The sequence below is a fragment of the Blautia sp. DFI.3.45 genome, assembly GCF_020593505.1.
In the GTDB taxonomy this organism is placed as follows: Bacteria; Bacillota; Clostridia; order Lachnospirales; family Lachnospiraceae; genus Blautia_A; species Blautia_A wexlerae.
In genome coordinates, this window is the sequence record NZ_JAJDMI010000002.1 from 143,169 (window position 1) to 159,251 (window position 16,083).

At 42.1% G+C, this 16,083-nt stretch carries 12 protein-coding genes; 2 read left to right on the forward strand and 10 right to left on the reverse strand.

The window, feature by feature from the left end; all coding sequences use genetic code 11:
* Positions 1-427: 427 nt before the first annotated feature.
* From LJE09_RS01460 to LJE09_RS01500, 9 genes are all read right to left on the reverse strand, one after another.
* Positions 428-1,255, reverse strand: coding sequence for an HAD family hydrolase (locus LJE09_RS01460; protein WP_022380911.1), 828 nt, complete (start codon positions 1,253-1,255; stop codon positions 428-430).
* A gap of 93 nt (positions 1,256-1,348) precedes the next feature.
* Complete coding sequence (locus tag LJE09_RS01465; protein WP_022380910.1) at positions 1,349-2,629, reverse strand: adenylosuccinate synthase; 1,281 nt, start codon at positions 2,627-2,629, stop codon at positions 1,349-1,351.
* A 144-nt stretch (positions 2,630-2,773) separates the two neighbouring features.
* Complete coding sequence (gene purB, locus LJE09_RS01470; protein WP_020994086.1) at positions 2,774-4,207, reverse strand: adenylosuccinate lyase; 1,434 nt, start codon at positions 4,205-4,207, stop codon at positions 2,774-2,776.
* 128 nt (positions 4,208-4,335) lie between these two features.
* Positions 4,336-5,022: an amino acid ABC transporter ATP-binding protein gene (locus LJE09_RS01475; protein ID WP_008704195.1), complete on the reverse strand. Its 687-nt coding sequence runs from the start codon at positions 5,020-5,022 to the stop codon at positions 4,336-4,338.
* Positions 5,023-5,088: 66 nt separating this feature from the next.
* Entirely contained in the window at positions 5,089-5,739 is a 651-nt protein-coding gene (locus tag LJE09_RS01480; protein WP_020994087.1) for an amino acid ABC transporter permease, read from the reverse strand.
* A 135-nt stretch (positions 5,740-5,874) separates the two neighbouring features.
* Positions 5,875-6,771: an amino acid ABC transporter substrate-binding protein gene (locus LJE09_RS01485; RefSeq protein WP_144137256.1), complete on the reverse strand. Its 897-nt coding sequence runs from the start codon at positions 6,769-6,771 to the stop codon at positions 5,875-5,877.
* Between the two features lie 107 nt (positions 6,772-6,878).
* Positions 6,879-7,673, reverse strand: coding sequence for a hypothetical protein (locus LJE09_RS01490; RefSeq protein WP_144137257.1), 795 nt, complete (start codon positions 7,671-7,673; stop codon positions 6,879-6,881).
* 13 nt (positions 7,674-7,686) lie between these two features.
* Positions 7,687-8,934 carry a DUF5716 family protein gene (locus LJE09_RS01495; protein ID WP_144137258.1) on the reverse strand — a complete coding sequence of 416 codons (1,248 nt, stop codon included), beginning with the start codon at positions 8,932-8,934 and terminating at the stop codon, positions 7,687-7,689.
* Entirely contained in the window at positions 8,918-12,505 is a 3,588-nt protein-coding gene (locus LJE09_RS01500; protein WP_227310925.1) for a DUF5717 family protein, read from the reverse strand. The genes LJE09_RS01495 and LJE09_RS01500 overlap by 17 nt, the downstream gene beginning before the upstream one ends.
* Before the next feature lie 399 nt (positions 12,506-12,904).
* Here LJE09_RS01500 and LJE09_RS01505 point away from each other — a divergent pair, with 399 nt between their 5' ends.
* Complete coding sequence (locus LJE09_RS01505; RefSeq protein WP_118566394.1) at positions 12,905-13,711, forward strand: transglutaminase domain-containing protein; 807 nt, start codon at positions 12,905-12,907, stop codon at positions 13,709-13,711.
* Positions 13,712-13,994: 283 nt separating this feature from the next.
* Positions 13,995-15,356, forward strand: a complete 1,362-nt coding sequence (locus LJE09_RS01510; RefSeq protein ID WP_118633711.1) for an MATE family efflux transporter — start codon at positions 13,995-13,997, stop codon at positions 15,354-15,356.
* A 253-nt stretch (positions 15,357-15,609) separates the two neighbouring features.
* Here the strand turns inward: LJE09_RS01510 and LJE09_RS01515 are convergent.
* Positions 15,610-16,083 (reverse strand): RNA-guided endonuclease InsQ/TnpB family protein (locus LJE09_RS01515; RefSeq protein ID WP_227310926.1); only part of this gene is annotated, 474 nt, incomplete at its 5' end.

The following is a 16,083-nucleotide window of genomic DNA, read 5'->3' on the forward strand; positions in this document are numbered from 1 at the left end:
CATAGGTATTATGCCTGTGCGGAAACATATGGAAAATATTCCTTCCACAAGCTTTATTATTATATCATCTTTCAGTTAAAAATACAAATGATATTCTTTGTATTTTTAGTGAATTTTAAGTTACTGTTCACACACCACTATCCCGCGAGGTGTTTTGGCATGAATATGCCAAAATCCCGAGACATACAAGCCAAAATTCCATTGCCGCAGGCAATCTAGTACATCGTTTTCGAAATAACTATACCACTCACTTGTCTGCGAATCCGATTGCACAGGTCTAAAAGCCTCAGCGTAGCCCGCTACGCCTGCGTTTTTATACCAGCACACTCGAATCCGCATCCTACGCGATTGGTATAGTTATTTACGAAACGCTGTACTAGAATGAATTTTGGCTATGTTACTGAGAACGGAGTGAACAGTAACAATTTTAATTGACGCCCAGTTTCTCCAGTTCTGCTGCTGCCTGTTTAAAAGATTTAAACTGAATTGCATGGATTCCCTGTTTTCTGGCTGCCTCACAGTTCTCCGCTCTGTCATCCAGAAATACGGATTTCTCCGGGTCAAGATGGTAGCGTCCGAGCAGGGTTTTGTAAATTTCCGGTTCCGGTTTGATCTGCTTCACCTGACAGGAGAACACTGCTCCGTCTACATATTTAAGAAACGTAAGTTTATCCTCCGTTCTCTCCAGTGTGTCAGTTGCATAATTGGAAAGAATATAAACATGATATCCTTTATCTTTCAGATATCTCACCCAGGTTTCCGCATAATCTGTTTTCTCAATTGTCTCGTCAGAACGGCGCATTACCTCTCGGATATCCTTTTCGTACTCCGGTGCAGCTTTTACCATCTGATCTACATAATATTGCTCAGTCTCGCTGCTTCTGTCTCTCTCATTCCAGGTATTGCTCTGAAATACCACTTCCGCAATTTTATCACGCTCTTCCTTCGGAAAACCAAAACTGTCCAGATAGGTCTCCCAGTCATATTTTACAAGAACCTGTCCAACGTCAAAAATAATATTCTCCATATCCGAATCCACCACCTTTTTATTCCTGTTCAGTAATTTATAAACCATCCATATTGCATAAGCCATGATGGGAACCATGATCGCCACTGCAAGCGAGGCTTTAAAATAGACCTGCGAATCTTCTCCATTCCCGAATGCAAAAATCATCGGCATACAACATGCAAGAAGCAGGATTATGATTGCGATCCATGCCCCGATTTTTTTTATCTTATTATTATCTTTTTTCATAAGCCTCCAGTTATATAAAAGACACGCCGGAGAAATTCCCCGGCGTATAGTCTTATTTACCGTCTGCCGATCAGACAGGTAAATTTATCCTTATTATTTATTTCTGTAGATGATATCGTCACGTCCCGGGCCATTGGAGATCATAGTAATCGGGAATCCGATATGTTTCTCAACGAACTCAACATACTTTCTGCAGTTCTCCGGCAGATCTTCATATTTTTTGATTCCGCGGATGTCGCATTTCCATCCCGGCAGAGTCTCCAGAACCGGTTTTGCTTTCTCAAGCAGTGTAGTTGTCGGAAATTCTGTTGTTACTTTTCCATCAATCTCATATCCTGTGCAGACCGGAATTTCATCCAGATATCCAAGAACATCAAGAACTGTGAAAGCAACATCTGTAGCTCCCTGAAGACGGCATCCGTATTTGGAAGCAACACAGTCAAACCATCCCATACGTCTTGGACGGCCTGTAGTAGCACCAAATTCACCGCCGTCACCGCCACGTCTTCTCAGTTCATCTGCTTCATCGCCAAAGATTTCAGAAACAAATGCACCTGCTCCTACTGCACTGGAGTATGCCTTGCATACAGTAACAATCTGTTTGATCTCATATGGTGGAAGACCTGCTCCTACTGCACCATATCCTGCCAGGGTAGAGGAAGATGTAACCATCGGATAAATTCCATGATCCGGGTCTTTCAGAGAACCAAGCTGTCCCTCAAGAAGAACTTCTTTACCTTCTTTTAATGCGTTCCACAGATACAGGGATACGTCACATACATATGGTTCAACCATTTTCTTATATTCCATAAGTTCAGCAAATAATTCATCCACATTAAGAAGCGGTTTGTGATATAAATGTTCAAGAAGAACATTCTTTGTCGCACATACACTTGCAAGTTTTTCTTTCAGATGTTCTTCATCAAAAAGTTCACTTACCTGGAAACCAATCTTTGCATATTTGTCTGAGTAGAACGGAGCAATACCTGACTTGGTAGATCCGAAAGATTTGCCGCCCAGACGTTCTTCCTCATACTGGTCAAAAAGAATATGGTATGGCATAACCATCTGTGCTCTCTCGGAGATAAGGATCTTCGGGGCCGGAACACCTCTGCTTACCACTTCATTGTACTCTTTGAAAAATACCGGGATATTCAGTGCAACACCGTTGCCGATCACACTTGTAGTATGATCATAAAACACACCTGACGGCAGAGTATGAAGGGCAAATTTACCATAGTTATTTACGATTGTATGACCTGCATTTGCACCACCCTGAAATCTTACGATAATATCAGCCTTCTCAGCGAGCATATCGGTAATCTTACCTTTACCTTCATCTCCCCAGTTAGCACCAACAACTGCTTTTACCATTATATAATTCCTCCTGTATTTACCGATTACTGTTTACCCGGCCTTGCAGAATGACCTGCCGGACATCATCAGGAAACAGCAACGCTTATTATCTTTATATCAGATTCTGTAATATTCCAAACCGTTATGTTAAGTATTTACTGATCAGACATTGATCTCAGCTTTCACTCCCAGAAGTTCCTTATGGGAATCGAGGATCGGCTGAACTACTGTATTTACAAATCTCTCTGTCTGCTCTTTGGCACGTCCGATATATTTCTTCGGATCCATGGATCTCTGCAGATCTTCCAGAGAAAGGTTGAATGCAGGATCTGCTGCGATCAGTTCCAGCAGATTATTATCTTTGCCTTCTACCTTGACAGTCTTTCCGGCTTCCATGGAAAGCTCACGGATACGCTCATGAAGTTCCTGACGGTCACCGCCTGCTTTTACAGCATCCATCATGATATTCTCTGTAGCCATGAACGGAAGCTCTGCCATCATATGTTTCTCGATAACCTTCGGATAAACAACCAATCCATCTACAACATTAAGACAGAGGTCAAGGATTCCGTCAATAGCAAGGAAACCTTCCGGAATACTCAGACGCTTATTTGCAGAGTCATCCAGAGTTCTCTCAAACCACTGAGTTGCAGATGTGATCGCCGGGTTAAGGGCATCTACCATTACATATCTGGAAAGGGAAGCAATACGCTCACTTCTCATAGGATTTCTCTTATACGCCATTGCAGAGGAGCCGATCTGAGATTTCTCAAATGGTTCTTCTACTTCCTTCAGATGCTGAAGAAGGCGGATATCATTGGACATCTTGTGTGCACTTGCTGCAATTCCTGCAAGAATATTGGCAACACGTGTATCTACCTTGCGGGAATATGTCTGTCCGGATACCGGATAGCATTCCTTAAATCCCATCTTCTCTGCAATCATCGGATCAATCTTGTCGATAGTCTCCTGATCTCCGTCAAACAGTTCCAGAAAGCTTGCCTGTGTTCCGGTTGTACCTTTGGATCCCAGAAGCTTCATTGTTCCCAGAACATACTCCAGATCCTCCAGATCAAGCAGGAATTCCTGTGTCCAGAGTGTTGCACGCTTACCTACTGTAGTAGGCTGTGCAGGCTGAAAATGTGTAAATGCCAGAGTAGGCTGATCTTTATATTTATCAGCGAAAGCAGAAAGCTCGGCAATAACATTGACCAGTTTCTTCTTCACAAGCTTTAATGCTTCTGTCATTACAATAATGTCTGTATTATCACCTACATAACAGGAGGTTGCTCCCAGATGGATGATTCCTTTTGCTTTCGGGCACTGTACGCCATACGCATATACGTGAGACATAACATCATGACGCACCTGACGTTCACGTTCCTTTGCAACGTCATAATTGATATCCTCTGCATGTGCCTTCAGTTCATCAATCTGCTCCTGTGTAATGTTAAGGCCAAGCTCTTTCTCTGTCTCAGCAAGTGCGATCCAGAGTCTTCTCCATGTGCGGAATTTCATATCCGGGGAAAAAATATACTGCATTTCTTTGCTGGCATAACGTTCTGATAAAGGACTTACATATCTGTCTGTACTCATCTTCACTCTCCTGTTTTTTATAGGATATTATTTTTAATCCTTTTATTTCACTTCTGTACGTACGTTTTTCTCAACCACGTACGTTGAAATTATATAACATCATTCCTCTAAAAGCAACCACAAAAACCTTATCCCTGATGGAATTTACCAAGAAATTCTTTCATTCTCGCATGTTCTGATTCAAATACCTCTTTTGGACTCCCCTCAACTGCGATCAGTCCCTTATCCATAAAAATAATATGATCAGAAATATCTCTTGCAAATGTCATCTCATGAGTAACGATCACCATAGTGATGTGTTCTGCTGCCAGATCTTTGATTACCTTAAGAATTTCACTCGTAAGCTCCGGATCAAGGGCGGAAGTAGGCTCATCAAAAAACAGGATCTTCGGATTCATACATAATGCTCTGGCAATAGAGACACGCTGCTGCTGGCCGCCGGAAAGCTGAAACGGATATGCATTCTCTCTGTCTGCAAGTCCCATCTGCTTTAACAGAGTTCTTGCCTGTGCATAAACCTCTTCTTTCTTTCTCTTCTGCACTCTGATCGGAGCATCTGTGATATTTTTCAGTACGGAAAAATGGGGGAAAAGATTAAAGTTCTGAAATACCAGTCCCACATCCCCCTGCTTGATGATCTCACCGCTGTCCGGTGTCTCAAGGCCGGTGGCACAGCGGAGAAGTGTGGATTTACCGGAACCGGAAGGTCCGATAATACTAAGAACCTCACCCTCCTCTACCTGAAGTGAAATGTCTTTTAATACTTCAAGGCTGCCGAAGCTCTTCTTTATGTTTTTCATTTCAAATAATACCATAGCAAATATTCCTCTTAAATTAAATAATGTCAGAGTCAAAAAATATTTTATAACCCCAGCCGCCTGTCAGCGATAATAATTCAGTTTTTTCTCAATCTTATCCATTACAATCGCAACAAGAAGATTGAACACAAAATAGAAAACAGCAGCGATCACAAAAGGCATCATAGTCGTCTGTGCACTTGCAATCTGTTTTGCAATTGTAAACATCTCCGAAACAGCAACAACAAATGCCAGTGACGTATCCTTTACCAGTGTGATAACCTCATTTGTCACAGATGGAAGGATTCTCTTGATCACCTGCGGCAGGATGATCCTGAAAAATGTCTGGGCTTTGCTGTATCCCAAGATCTTTGCAGCCTCATACTGTCCCGCTGAAATAGATTCGATTCCTCCTCTGTAAATCTCCGCAAAATATGCAGCATAGTTAATACTGAATGCAATAAACACAGCGATCAGGCTGTATCCCATGGAAATACGGATTCCAAAAATAAAGTATGGTCCGAAATACACAACCATCAATTGCAGCATTAACGGGGTTCCACGCATAACTGATATGTAGGCAGACACAATTCCACGTATCGCCGGATTCTTGGACATTCTGCCAAAGCAGATCAGAAGTCCCAGCGGAAGTGAAAAAAGTAATGTCACTACAAAAATCTCTACAGAAACTACCATACCACTGGCAAGCTGCTGCAGCATTACACTTAAAGACATAAGCTTTCCTCCTGAAAAATTTCTCCTGTACAGTAAGAAAAGAGGGTGCACAAAATGTACCCTCCATTCCTTTATAATGCGGACAGCCTGCACAGATCTGTCCTCTTGTATCATAACTGTTTTTGTTCCGGCTGACTATTCAGCATCTTTCGCTGTATCAGCTGTATCTTCTTTTGCTGTGTCTGCATCGGAAGCATCATCCTCTGCTGCATCATCTTTTTTATCATCAGATTTCTCATCATCTCCAATGCAGAGCATATCTGCTACTTCATACTTCTCAGCAAGTTTATCAACTTCACCCGCATCATAAAGTTTCAGAACTTCTTCCCATACAGTATCTTTCAGCTCATCGTTACCCTTCTTAAAGCCGATTCCATACTGTTCGCTCTGGATTGGCTCGTCGAGGATCACATATTTTCCTTCTTCTCTCTGAGAAAGCTGATATTTGGCAACACCGATATCTACTGCGATGGCATCTGCAGCGCCTGAATCCAGATTCATGAATGCTGTATTGTAATCAGGATTCTCTGTCAATGATGCAAAGCTTGCTGTAAGATCCTTATTATCATCACTGTTTAATGCATCCAGTGCTGCGGAAGCGGCCTGAACTACTACATTTTTGCCTGCCAGATCATCCAGCTTCTCAATCCCTGAATCGGCTGCAACAACCATCACCTGCTCATTGTTCAGATATGGATCTGACCATGTATAGTCATCCTCACGTCCGTTAATTGTAAATCCGTTCCAGATACAGTCAATAGAACCGGAATTCAGTTCCATATCCTTGGAATCCCAGTTGATCGGTTTCTTCACAAGCTCCCAGCCGAGATTGTCACATACTTCCTGTGCAAGATCAAGGTCAAAACCAACATACTCTCCGTTATCGTCTTTATATCCGAAAGGAGGATACTCTGCATCGAATCCTACAGTTAATGTTTTACTGTCAGCATCTGCATATACAGAAACAACGCCTGTCATCATAGAAGCTGCCATAACTCCTGCCATGAGTACTGCTAAAGATCTCTTTTTCATGATAAATATCTCCTATTTATTTGTTTTGTTATTTATCACACAGCCACTCTACCATGTGAAAGTATGTGTTAATCCTATCACACACCTTCGCCTCTGTCAAGCGTAAGTTATGAACCTGTACTCCTGTGATAATCTTTCATAAGTTTCTCCAGAAGGGCATCCAGATTTTTTTCATCTGTTTTCTCTTCCGGTACAGACTCAAAAGCTTTCAGAGACTGCCTGATTTCTTCTTTTATATCTTTCTTTAGTTCTTCATCTACTTCAAGCTCTTCCATAACCTTATCATAGTCTGTTTTATCATGAACACTGCTGTATGCTATGATATAAGCTTTTAAGGCTTCTTTTGAATGCGCTTCTCTGTATGCTTCCAGAAAACATTCCTGTGCTTTTTCCATCTGAAAAAGATAACTGTATGCGCAGCCGAGATTATAGCGCACTGAAGCTGCGAAGCTTTTTCTCTGCTCAGACAGATCCTCTCTTTCCAGAAGTTTCTGGTATACCCGGATGGCGTTCACATACATTCCGTTTTCTGTCAGTGCATCTCCCTTTCTCTTCTGACGGACTGCCGCTTTTTCTTTTCCATAAGTCACAATCCTGCTGTTAAAGCCTTTCATCTCCTCATAGGTAAGGTAATTGATCTCCTTGAAAACAGGATAGATCATCTCTTCCACACTTACATTTCTCTCCAGATTCTGTTTCAGCTTTGCAGCCAGATGCACAAGTTCAAGCTCATCTCTGAGCCAGTTGCATAATTCTTCATTAAAAACAGTATGATCAGCAAGGTAAAGATTGTGGTACAGATAATAACAGAGTTCTTCTATAGAATAAATATTCATACTGATATTCTCTATAAAATAAGGACGCTGTGCTTTTTTTGTCTGACATAAAATATATCCGCTCATTGCTCCATCTCCTTTACCATTCTACTGTCTCTGTCCAGGTTTTCCCACTGGAAGGGAACATTTCTCCGAATCCCAGATCTGTAACCGTCACTTTACATTCTGTAGATGAGACATACTGTAATTCCAGCCGTAATCTGGTAGTCTTATCCGGACGCACCGGAATACCGGGCAGCATCATTCCTACCCTTCTTTTCTCCGGTCTGTGGTACGTGCTTACAATAAACACCAGCTCCTCTGTATCATCAAGAATAAATTCACAGGATGCCTTACTGTCATACCAGTTATTTCCTGCCTCGATCAGCGGATAATAGGTAGGAGAACCCATCACTCTCATTTCCATCCCCACATCAGCCATAACCAGAGAATCGCTTAAAAAGCGATATCCCTTTAATGCCTTGTTCTCTGTTTTCTCTTTTCCTGCAGCGCAGGCACCCTTTGCAAAAAGATTATTTCCATAGAAAACCTTTCTTTTCTGATAACAAAGTAACCTTACAGACTGCTCTGCCCAGTCCTGTGAAAATCCATCTCCTGTGATCTGAATGCTGGAAAACAGATCTCTGCCAAGTGTTTTCTGGACAAACTTACCGAATTCTGAATCTCTCTCCTGTCCCTCAGCAGGAAGTTCTGTCTCCACAGCTTCTTCCAGTTTTACAGTGACAGGCTTTGTTGCACCGTTCATTGTCATCTTGCGAAAAGACACGTTCTCCGGTGTAAAGGCATACCATCCCACACTGCGGTTCCAGGTTTCTCTTTTCTGTGAGAGCACATAATAATAGAAGCTTTCCCCATAATCCAGCAGCATATATTTCTCATGTGGAAATCCAATTATCTCAAATGCTTTCTGGAAATTCTCAACCTGAATTTCCGTCAGCCCGGGCAGTGTCACCGCCACACATTTAGTATTTTTGACCAGTTCTGCCACTCCCAGAAATTTAAGCATTCCCTGCAGAAACTGAGCCAGGATCTCCCATGGTGCAAGTTCCTGTCCTTCCACCAGCACAGAATCACTTTTTTCACAGATTCCATAGACATCATCAATCATGATCCCGCCCTTTTCCCGGACAAAGTAATCTGCTTCCAGTCCTACGCAATAGTCTTTCTGCTCCGGTCTCCAGCACAGAATACAGGGAGCCTCATACTGATTTCCACCCGCTTTCATAGAAAGAGAACGTGCCTCGTCTCCTTTTCTGTCATAATAACATATCTGAGAATACTCTTTGCCAAAATCAATTCCCACGATCAAATCACGAATTTCGTTCATTTGTTCCTCCCGGTTTCAGGACAATCTGTTCCTGCTCTTCTTTCTCGATCACAAACATCTTCTTCACATACTGTTCCTGGCGAAGATACTTCTTCACCTGTGAAAACACTTCTTTCTTTTTATCCAGTCTGCGTGCAGAGAGCATCTGATTGATCATATGATATTTGCTTACAGGTGTACCCTCAATCTTATTCATTGTAAGTACCCTCTCCTGCGTCCGATTTACCTGCTCTCCTGTTACTGATTCAAAATAGTACCGCAATGTCTCCCCGTAGAACAATGTAAATGATTTTGCAAAAATACCTTCATATAAATCACGCAGAGGCTCTGTCTGATATTTCACCTGATTTCCGAGGCCTGCATCCAGTGCATAATAGAGTGTCACCTTTGCAGACGGATCTGCATGGTATTCCACAAAAGTTTTATCATCCAGCTGATAGGGACTTAAGACAGATACCGGAAGTTTCCTGAAAAACGCAAAGTACATTCCCTGTTTCACACATTTCTGAAGAATCTCCTCTGCATTGCAAAGCTGTTTTTTCTCCAGTTTTTTTTCTTTGGAATACGCTTCCAGAAGAGCAAGACTGCATACAAAATCAACCGGCCATTTCTCATCATAAGCCCGCTCCAGCAGACTTCGTACAAAAACACTCATCGGATATTCTTTTACAAATGCACCATATGCAGTCTGCGTAAGATATGCTCCTGTAATACGTTCCTTTCCGCTGTGATGAACATAATCCTCCAGGATCTTCTCTCCCTCTTTCCTGTAATCAGAAGTAAACATCAGAAGGCCAAGAAGCTTCTCTTCCAGTTCATAAGTATCCATCTCAAAGCCCTGCGCACTTTTCCATACAGATATCAGTTCATCTACAGGACCAAATCTGTATTCCATAAGATACTTCAGAATCACTTCATCATATTTTCCGCGTCTGTATACATCCGATGCAAGGGCAAGCAATTCGTCATCCTCCTCCATCTCACATCTTGTCAGCATTCTGCTGGTCAGCTTCAGCTGGCTCTCTATGCGGATTCCTTCATATCCGAATTGGGAAACAATGGACATTGCCTGCTGATACATTCCTCTGGAGATCAGTACTTCCAGAAGAGCTGTTCTGTCTACAGCCGCATATTTCTTATAATCCATCTGTCTCAGATAATTATCTGCTTCTTCTGCTCTGGTGTGTTCGGAATAATAAGAAAGCAGCTTCTCTCTGATACATTTCTGATATTCATCTGAAAATTCCTCTGACTCCGGGATTCTCTGGAATGCCTGAAGATTCTCCGGTTTCAGTTCTGTATGCTCACTGCAGTGAAGTACCAGTCCCGGCTCTTCAATATGAAAACCAAGAACCTTATCTGTCAGTTCACGCTCATCAAATAATTTCTTGATATTATAATCTACTGTTGATACATATCTTCTCTGCTTCCCATCCTGAAACAGGATCACCGCATCATCTGTATAAATTCTTGGATAAGCTACGCCCTGGATACATGGGTAAATTTCTTCTTCCCTGAGCTGTTCATGGCGCACGATCACATAGCGTATCTTCTTATCATCACAGTACAGTCTGTGTGTAAACAGCTTCTGCGCGAGCAGTTTTGCCTGTCCTTCTGTTTTGGGATTGCTTAAAAATTCCTGATAAAGGACCGCATAATTCTCATTCATCCGTCCTTCTTTCGCCTTGCGCATGGCAAAAATCTTCATATGATCCCTGTAATCCGCATATGTCTGTGGCTGACGGCCTCTGTTTCCCACAATACTTGCATAAATAAATGCCTTTTTATCATCTGCAAGAGAAGTATTATTATAGGTAAAATACATCAGAAGGGGCTTTGGAAGTTCTCTCTGATAAGATGTATCCATTGTTTCCACATAATATTCATATATCCTTGTCAGACGGATTCCTTTCTCCACTGCCAGGGAAAACCATCTGAAATATTCCGGTTTTCTCGGATTTCCAAGCATGATATATCTGCAGATTGCTTCCAGCGTATCATCGGATTCAAAAGCATCGTATCCCATTGCCAGTGCTCTGTACATACTGGTACAAAATTCTCTCTCATACCCTGTAAGATAGGCAAATCTCATCACCAGCTCTTCTGTCAGAAGACCTTTCTCTCCCGCAAATAAAAATACCTGTGTCCAGAAACTGCTCATTCTGTGAAGAAGTGTTGTATCACTGCTGATATAATTCCATGCTTCCAGATACAGAAACGGACTCCTGCAGCCTTTCTCAAAAAGTTCCTCCATCATAAATACTAGCCTTGAAGGGGAACCCTTATCCTCCGGATTCATCTCCAGCCAGAGTTTAAACAACAGGAAACTGTCTTCCTTCTGCAGAAAGAAATTGTACAGACGTCTTATCGCCTGTTCTCTGTCTTTGTGCAATCCTGTAAGAACGCAGAGATAAAGGTAAGCACCTGCCAGTTCCAGATTCTCTCTGACAAAGTTCTGATGTTTAAATTTCTTCAGGATTTCTCTTGCCTGCTCATCCTTTTCTTCCATATGAAGAATGTATGCTTCATACATCTGATATTCCGGATAATCACAGCCTTCTTCCCTTAACTGATTAAGGACAAATCTGCTGCTGCCGATCCATGTCTTACTGTCCATTCTTTTGCAGGAGTATTCTGCAAGGTCACGTAACAGTTCCAGCTTATGCCGTTTCACATGAATCTCTGTTTTGAGCTGCACTTTCGATTCCATGGATGCAGTGATCTGATAAGTCAGCTGCTGATAAGGACTCTTCACAGTGATCTCACCAAACTGACGTCCTTTTTTCAGCTTTTCTTTACGGATTACATATTCCACCTGATAATAGCTTCCTATAAAATCCTCATCTGTGACCACATGCCTGGAAACTTCCAGAAAATCGCCTTTCGCCTCTACCTCCAGCCTGAGATGTCCCCATCCGCTCCTCTGGACTGCAAAAGTTTCGCGGACAGATTCACTGATATCATAAAAGCTGTTCTGATCTGCCTTCAGTTCAATTTTTACAGGATCCTTTTTTCCCGTTCCGATCAGAAACTCTTCTACATGCTGAAATGTCACAGGCTGTTTTGAGAGTCCCTTATAAAGAGCTTTCTCTTTCTGTCCGGCATTTCTTAACAGAAGTTCAAATCTGCGGTCTGTAAAAACACGATATGCTTCTTTAAAATCGTCCTTTGCAATATTCACAAAGGTATCCATATCCGGCACATCTCCGGCTGCACTTTTCAGTTCTGCTTTCTCTGTCTGAATAAGAAATGGCAGCTTATATTCTCCAATGTCTGTGGTGAAACAAAGCCATCCCTCATGTCTCTCACCCGGGTGCATCCCCGCACCGTCAATTCCATACTGCAGTCTCACCGTAGTTCCCGAAAATTTCTCGGTTCCCGGTACCACGCGCCTGTTGGAAGATGTAATATATCCACGTATTTTCTGATTATCCTCTGTTCCGAAATACAGTTCCCCTTTGTACACATCACCTGCTTTCAGAGTCACTTCTATTTTGTCCTGCGAAAAAAGGAGCTGCGGATGTTCATGTCTGAAATTTCCACTTAATAGTTCTTCTATCGTCTTTTTCAAAATTGTTCACCTTATATCCTTGCTTAAATTACAGAGCTACTGTTCACAAGCCTATTGCATTTAATTATACACCACAAAACACATCCGCGCAACAATCCGCTCTTCAGCTTTTTCGTTACTGTTCACTCCGTTCACAGTAACGTAGCCAAAATTCATTCCAGATTGCCTGCGGCAATGGAATTTTGGCTTGTATGTCTCGGGATTTTGGCATATTCATGCCAAAACGCCTCGCGGGATAGTGGTGTGTGAACAGTAACGCTTTTTCTCCTTAATTTAATATTGCGCACAGTTAAATTGTCTTATATAATAAAATATATCTTATGATTAGAGCAGATAATTTCTTCATTGTACATTATTTATCAGAAATAAGTATCTGCTCATAAAGAACGGAGGTGCTCTATGAAAAAATTAAAAGTATTTTCTATCTCAGCAATTCTTATTGCCATCTGCTGCTCTTTTTTATTTTCAGCTTCAGTATCCGCAGCATCAAAAAAGCGGAATAAGTTTGACCACAAGCCCAGCGGAAACATCTATTATTATGACGAAAATGGACATACCGTAAAAGGACTTGTCACGATCCGCGGAAAAAAATATTATTTTAATGAAAAGGGAATCCAGCAGAACGGCTGGCAGAAAATCAAGGGAGATTATTATTTCTTCCAGATCCGCAACGGCTGTTATGCCTCCATGGTAACTTCCCGGCGTGTAAATGGTATTTATCTTACCAAAAGTGGAGAAGCACGCTATAACAGTGAAGAAAAAAGAAAACTGAACCTTATGGTCACAGCTAACCAGGTCATGCGTCGTGTGACCAAAAGAAATATGTCCAAACCAGAGAAATTATGGAGATGTTATCTGAAGGCAGTCAGCTACGGATACGGTGGCACCGGCAATGACTACGATTTCCGTTACTATTACTCAAACTGGGATGTCAGCTATGCGGAGGATATGTTCTACCGGGGGCATGGCGACTGTTTCGCTTTTGCATCTGCATTTGCTTACCTGGCTAACGCAGTCGGATTTGAAGCCAAGGTTATCTCATCAGGCGGTCATGGATGGGCTGAGATCAAAGGAGAAGTCTGCGATCCGAACTGGGCAAAAGGCACAGGACATATCGAAAGATATTACCGTATGAGTTATGACCTCAGCGGTGTAGACGGACGTCCCTATTATAGAGGAAACAGGGCGTATGTAATTGCAATCTGATCTCATCCGGACATTTTCTGACATATCAGGCAGATAAAACTATACGCTTCGCTGCCTGATTTATAGTAATCCTCTAAAATAACGCATCTTAATCCAAAAAGTTCCGGGTATCTGTATCTGCCAGATGTCCCGGAACTGTTACTGTTCACTCCGTTCGTTACTGTTCACTCCGTTCACAGTAACGTTGCCCAAATTCTCTATCCTGAGTTGACTTTCCTTTCTTTATATCGTATCATTAAATATTATTCATTCAAAAACATTTTTAAGAAAGGGGTTATCATCCATGCAGGATAACAAAAATTTTCTGGGCACAGAACCTGTTGGAAAGCTTCTTTTAAAGCTATCCATTCCAACAGTGATCGCCCAGCTCATCAACATGCTTTATAACATTGTAGACCGTATTTACATCGGCCACATCCCGGGGGAAGGCAGCCTGGCACTTACAGGTGTGGGAGTCTGTATGCCCATCATCATGATCGTCTCCGCATTTGCGGCACTGGTCAGTTCCGGCGGCGCACCAAGGGCTTCTATTTACATGGGAAAACAGGATAATAAATCTGCTGAGAATATATTAGGCAACTGTTTTATTCTTCAGATTATTATCTCTGTTATCCTCACTGCCATTTTACTGATCTGGGGCAGAGATTTATTACTGGCTTTTGGCGCCAGTGAAAACACCATCAGTTATGCAACAGATTATATGCATATTTACGCTTTCGGTACCTTGTTCGTACAATTAACCCTTGGTATGAATGCATTCATCACTGCACAGGGATTTACCACATTTTCCATGGTTTCCGTCCTGATCGGTGCTGTCTGCAATATTGTTTTAGACCCTGTATTTATCTTTGTTTTTCATATGGGAGTACGCGGTGCTGCACTGGCAACTGTTATCTCACAGGCGATTTCCACACTCTGGGTAGTTTCATTCCTCTGCGGCAAAAAGACACTGCTTCACCTCAGGAAAAAGCATCTCCACCTGGAGGCAAAGGTCGTTCTTCCCTGTATCGCGCTGGGACTTGCTGCTTTTATCATGCAGTCAAGCGAAAGTATTGTAACTGTCTGCTTCAATTCATCCCTGCTTCGGTACGGCGGTGATATTGCAGTAGGAGCCATGACCATCCTGACCAGTGTTATGCAGTTTGCCATGCTTCCTCTTCAGGGAATTGCGCAGGGAGCACAGCCAATTTCCAGTTATAATTACGGTGCAAAAAATGCAGACAGAGTAAAGAAAACATTCCGTTTGCTTCTGATCACCTGTCTGTCATATTCTGTACTTCTCTGGGCTGCTGTACAGCTTGTTCCCAGAGTATTTGTAAGTATTTTTACTGCTGATACAGATCTTATTGGATTTACTGCACCAATGCTGAAGATCTATCTGGGTGGTCTGTTCCTCTTCGGTATCCAGATTGCCTGCCAGATGACCTTTACCTCCCTTGGAAAGGCTGTAAACTCTATTATTGTTGCTGTTGTCCGTAAGTTTGTACTGCTGATCCCGCTGATCTATATTATGCCTCATATGATATCTGATTCAACAACAGGCGTATATATGGCAGAACCCATTGCAGATATTACTGCTGTGATCTTTACCTCTGTTTTATTTACATTTCAGTTTAAAAAGGCACTGGCAGAAATTCAGAATTAAATACTGTACAAATTCATAATAAGGAGTGAACATTACAAAACGTTCACCCCTTAAATTATGCATTTCTATAGTCAAACGGATATTCACAATCCGCTTCGCTACTTGATTGAGTGACATGCTCTCGCCACTTAAATCTTACAGATTTTGAAGTGGGAGCTTCCTGCTCAATTGCCCTTCAGGGCAAAGCTAAAACAGGCTATCCCCGCGTGTCCCGCGGTTCTTTTTTATCCGGTTACGGATCTTTTCTGTGCTATTATGCACATTTTTTATATATTCTTTTTCCTTCTTTCAGAATATTGACCGCCGCATTCACATCCCGGTCCATCCGGTTTCCACATTCGCATAGGTATATCCGTTCTGATAATGCCAGCTCTTTCTTCTTATGTCCGCATACGCTGCATATCTTACTGGATGCAAAATATCTGTCTACTTTTATCAGATATTTTCCACGTTCTTCCAGCTTATATCCAAGCATGGAAAGGAACTGACCGTATCCGTTATCCTGTATCCCTTTTCCGAAATGCAGGCCTCCGGCTATCCCCTTCAGGTTCAGATCCTCCACACATACTGCGTCATAGTCTTCTGCAAGGCTGTGGCTGAGCTTATGCTGGAAATCCTTCCTCTGGTTCTTTATCTTTTCATGATATAAAGCAACCTTTTTCTTCTGTTTCTGATAGTTACGGCTGCCCTTTTCACATCTGGAAAGTTTTCTCTGTTCCCGGGCAAG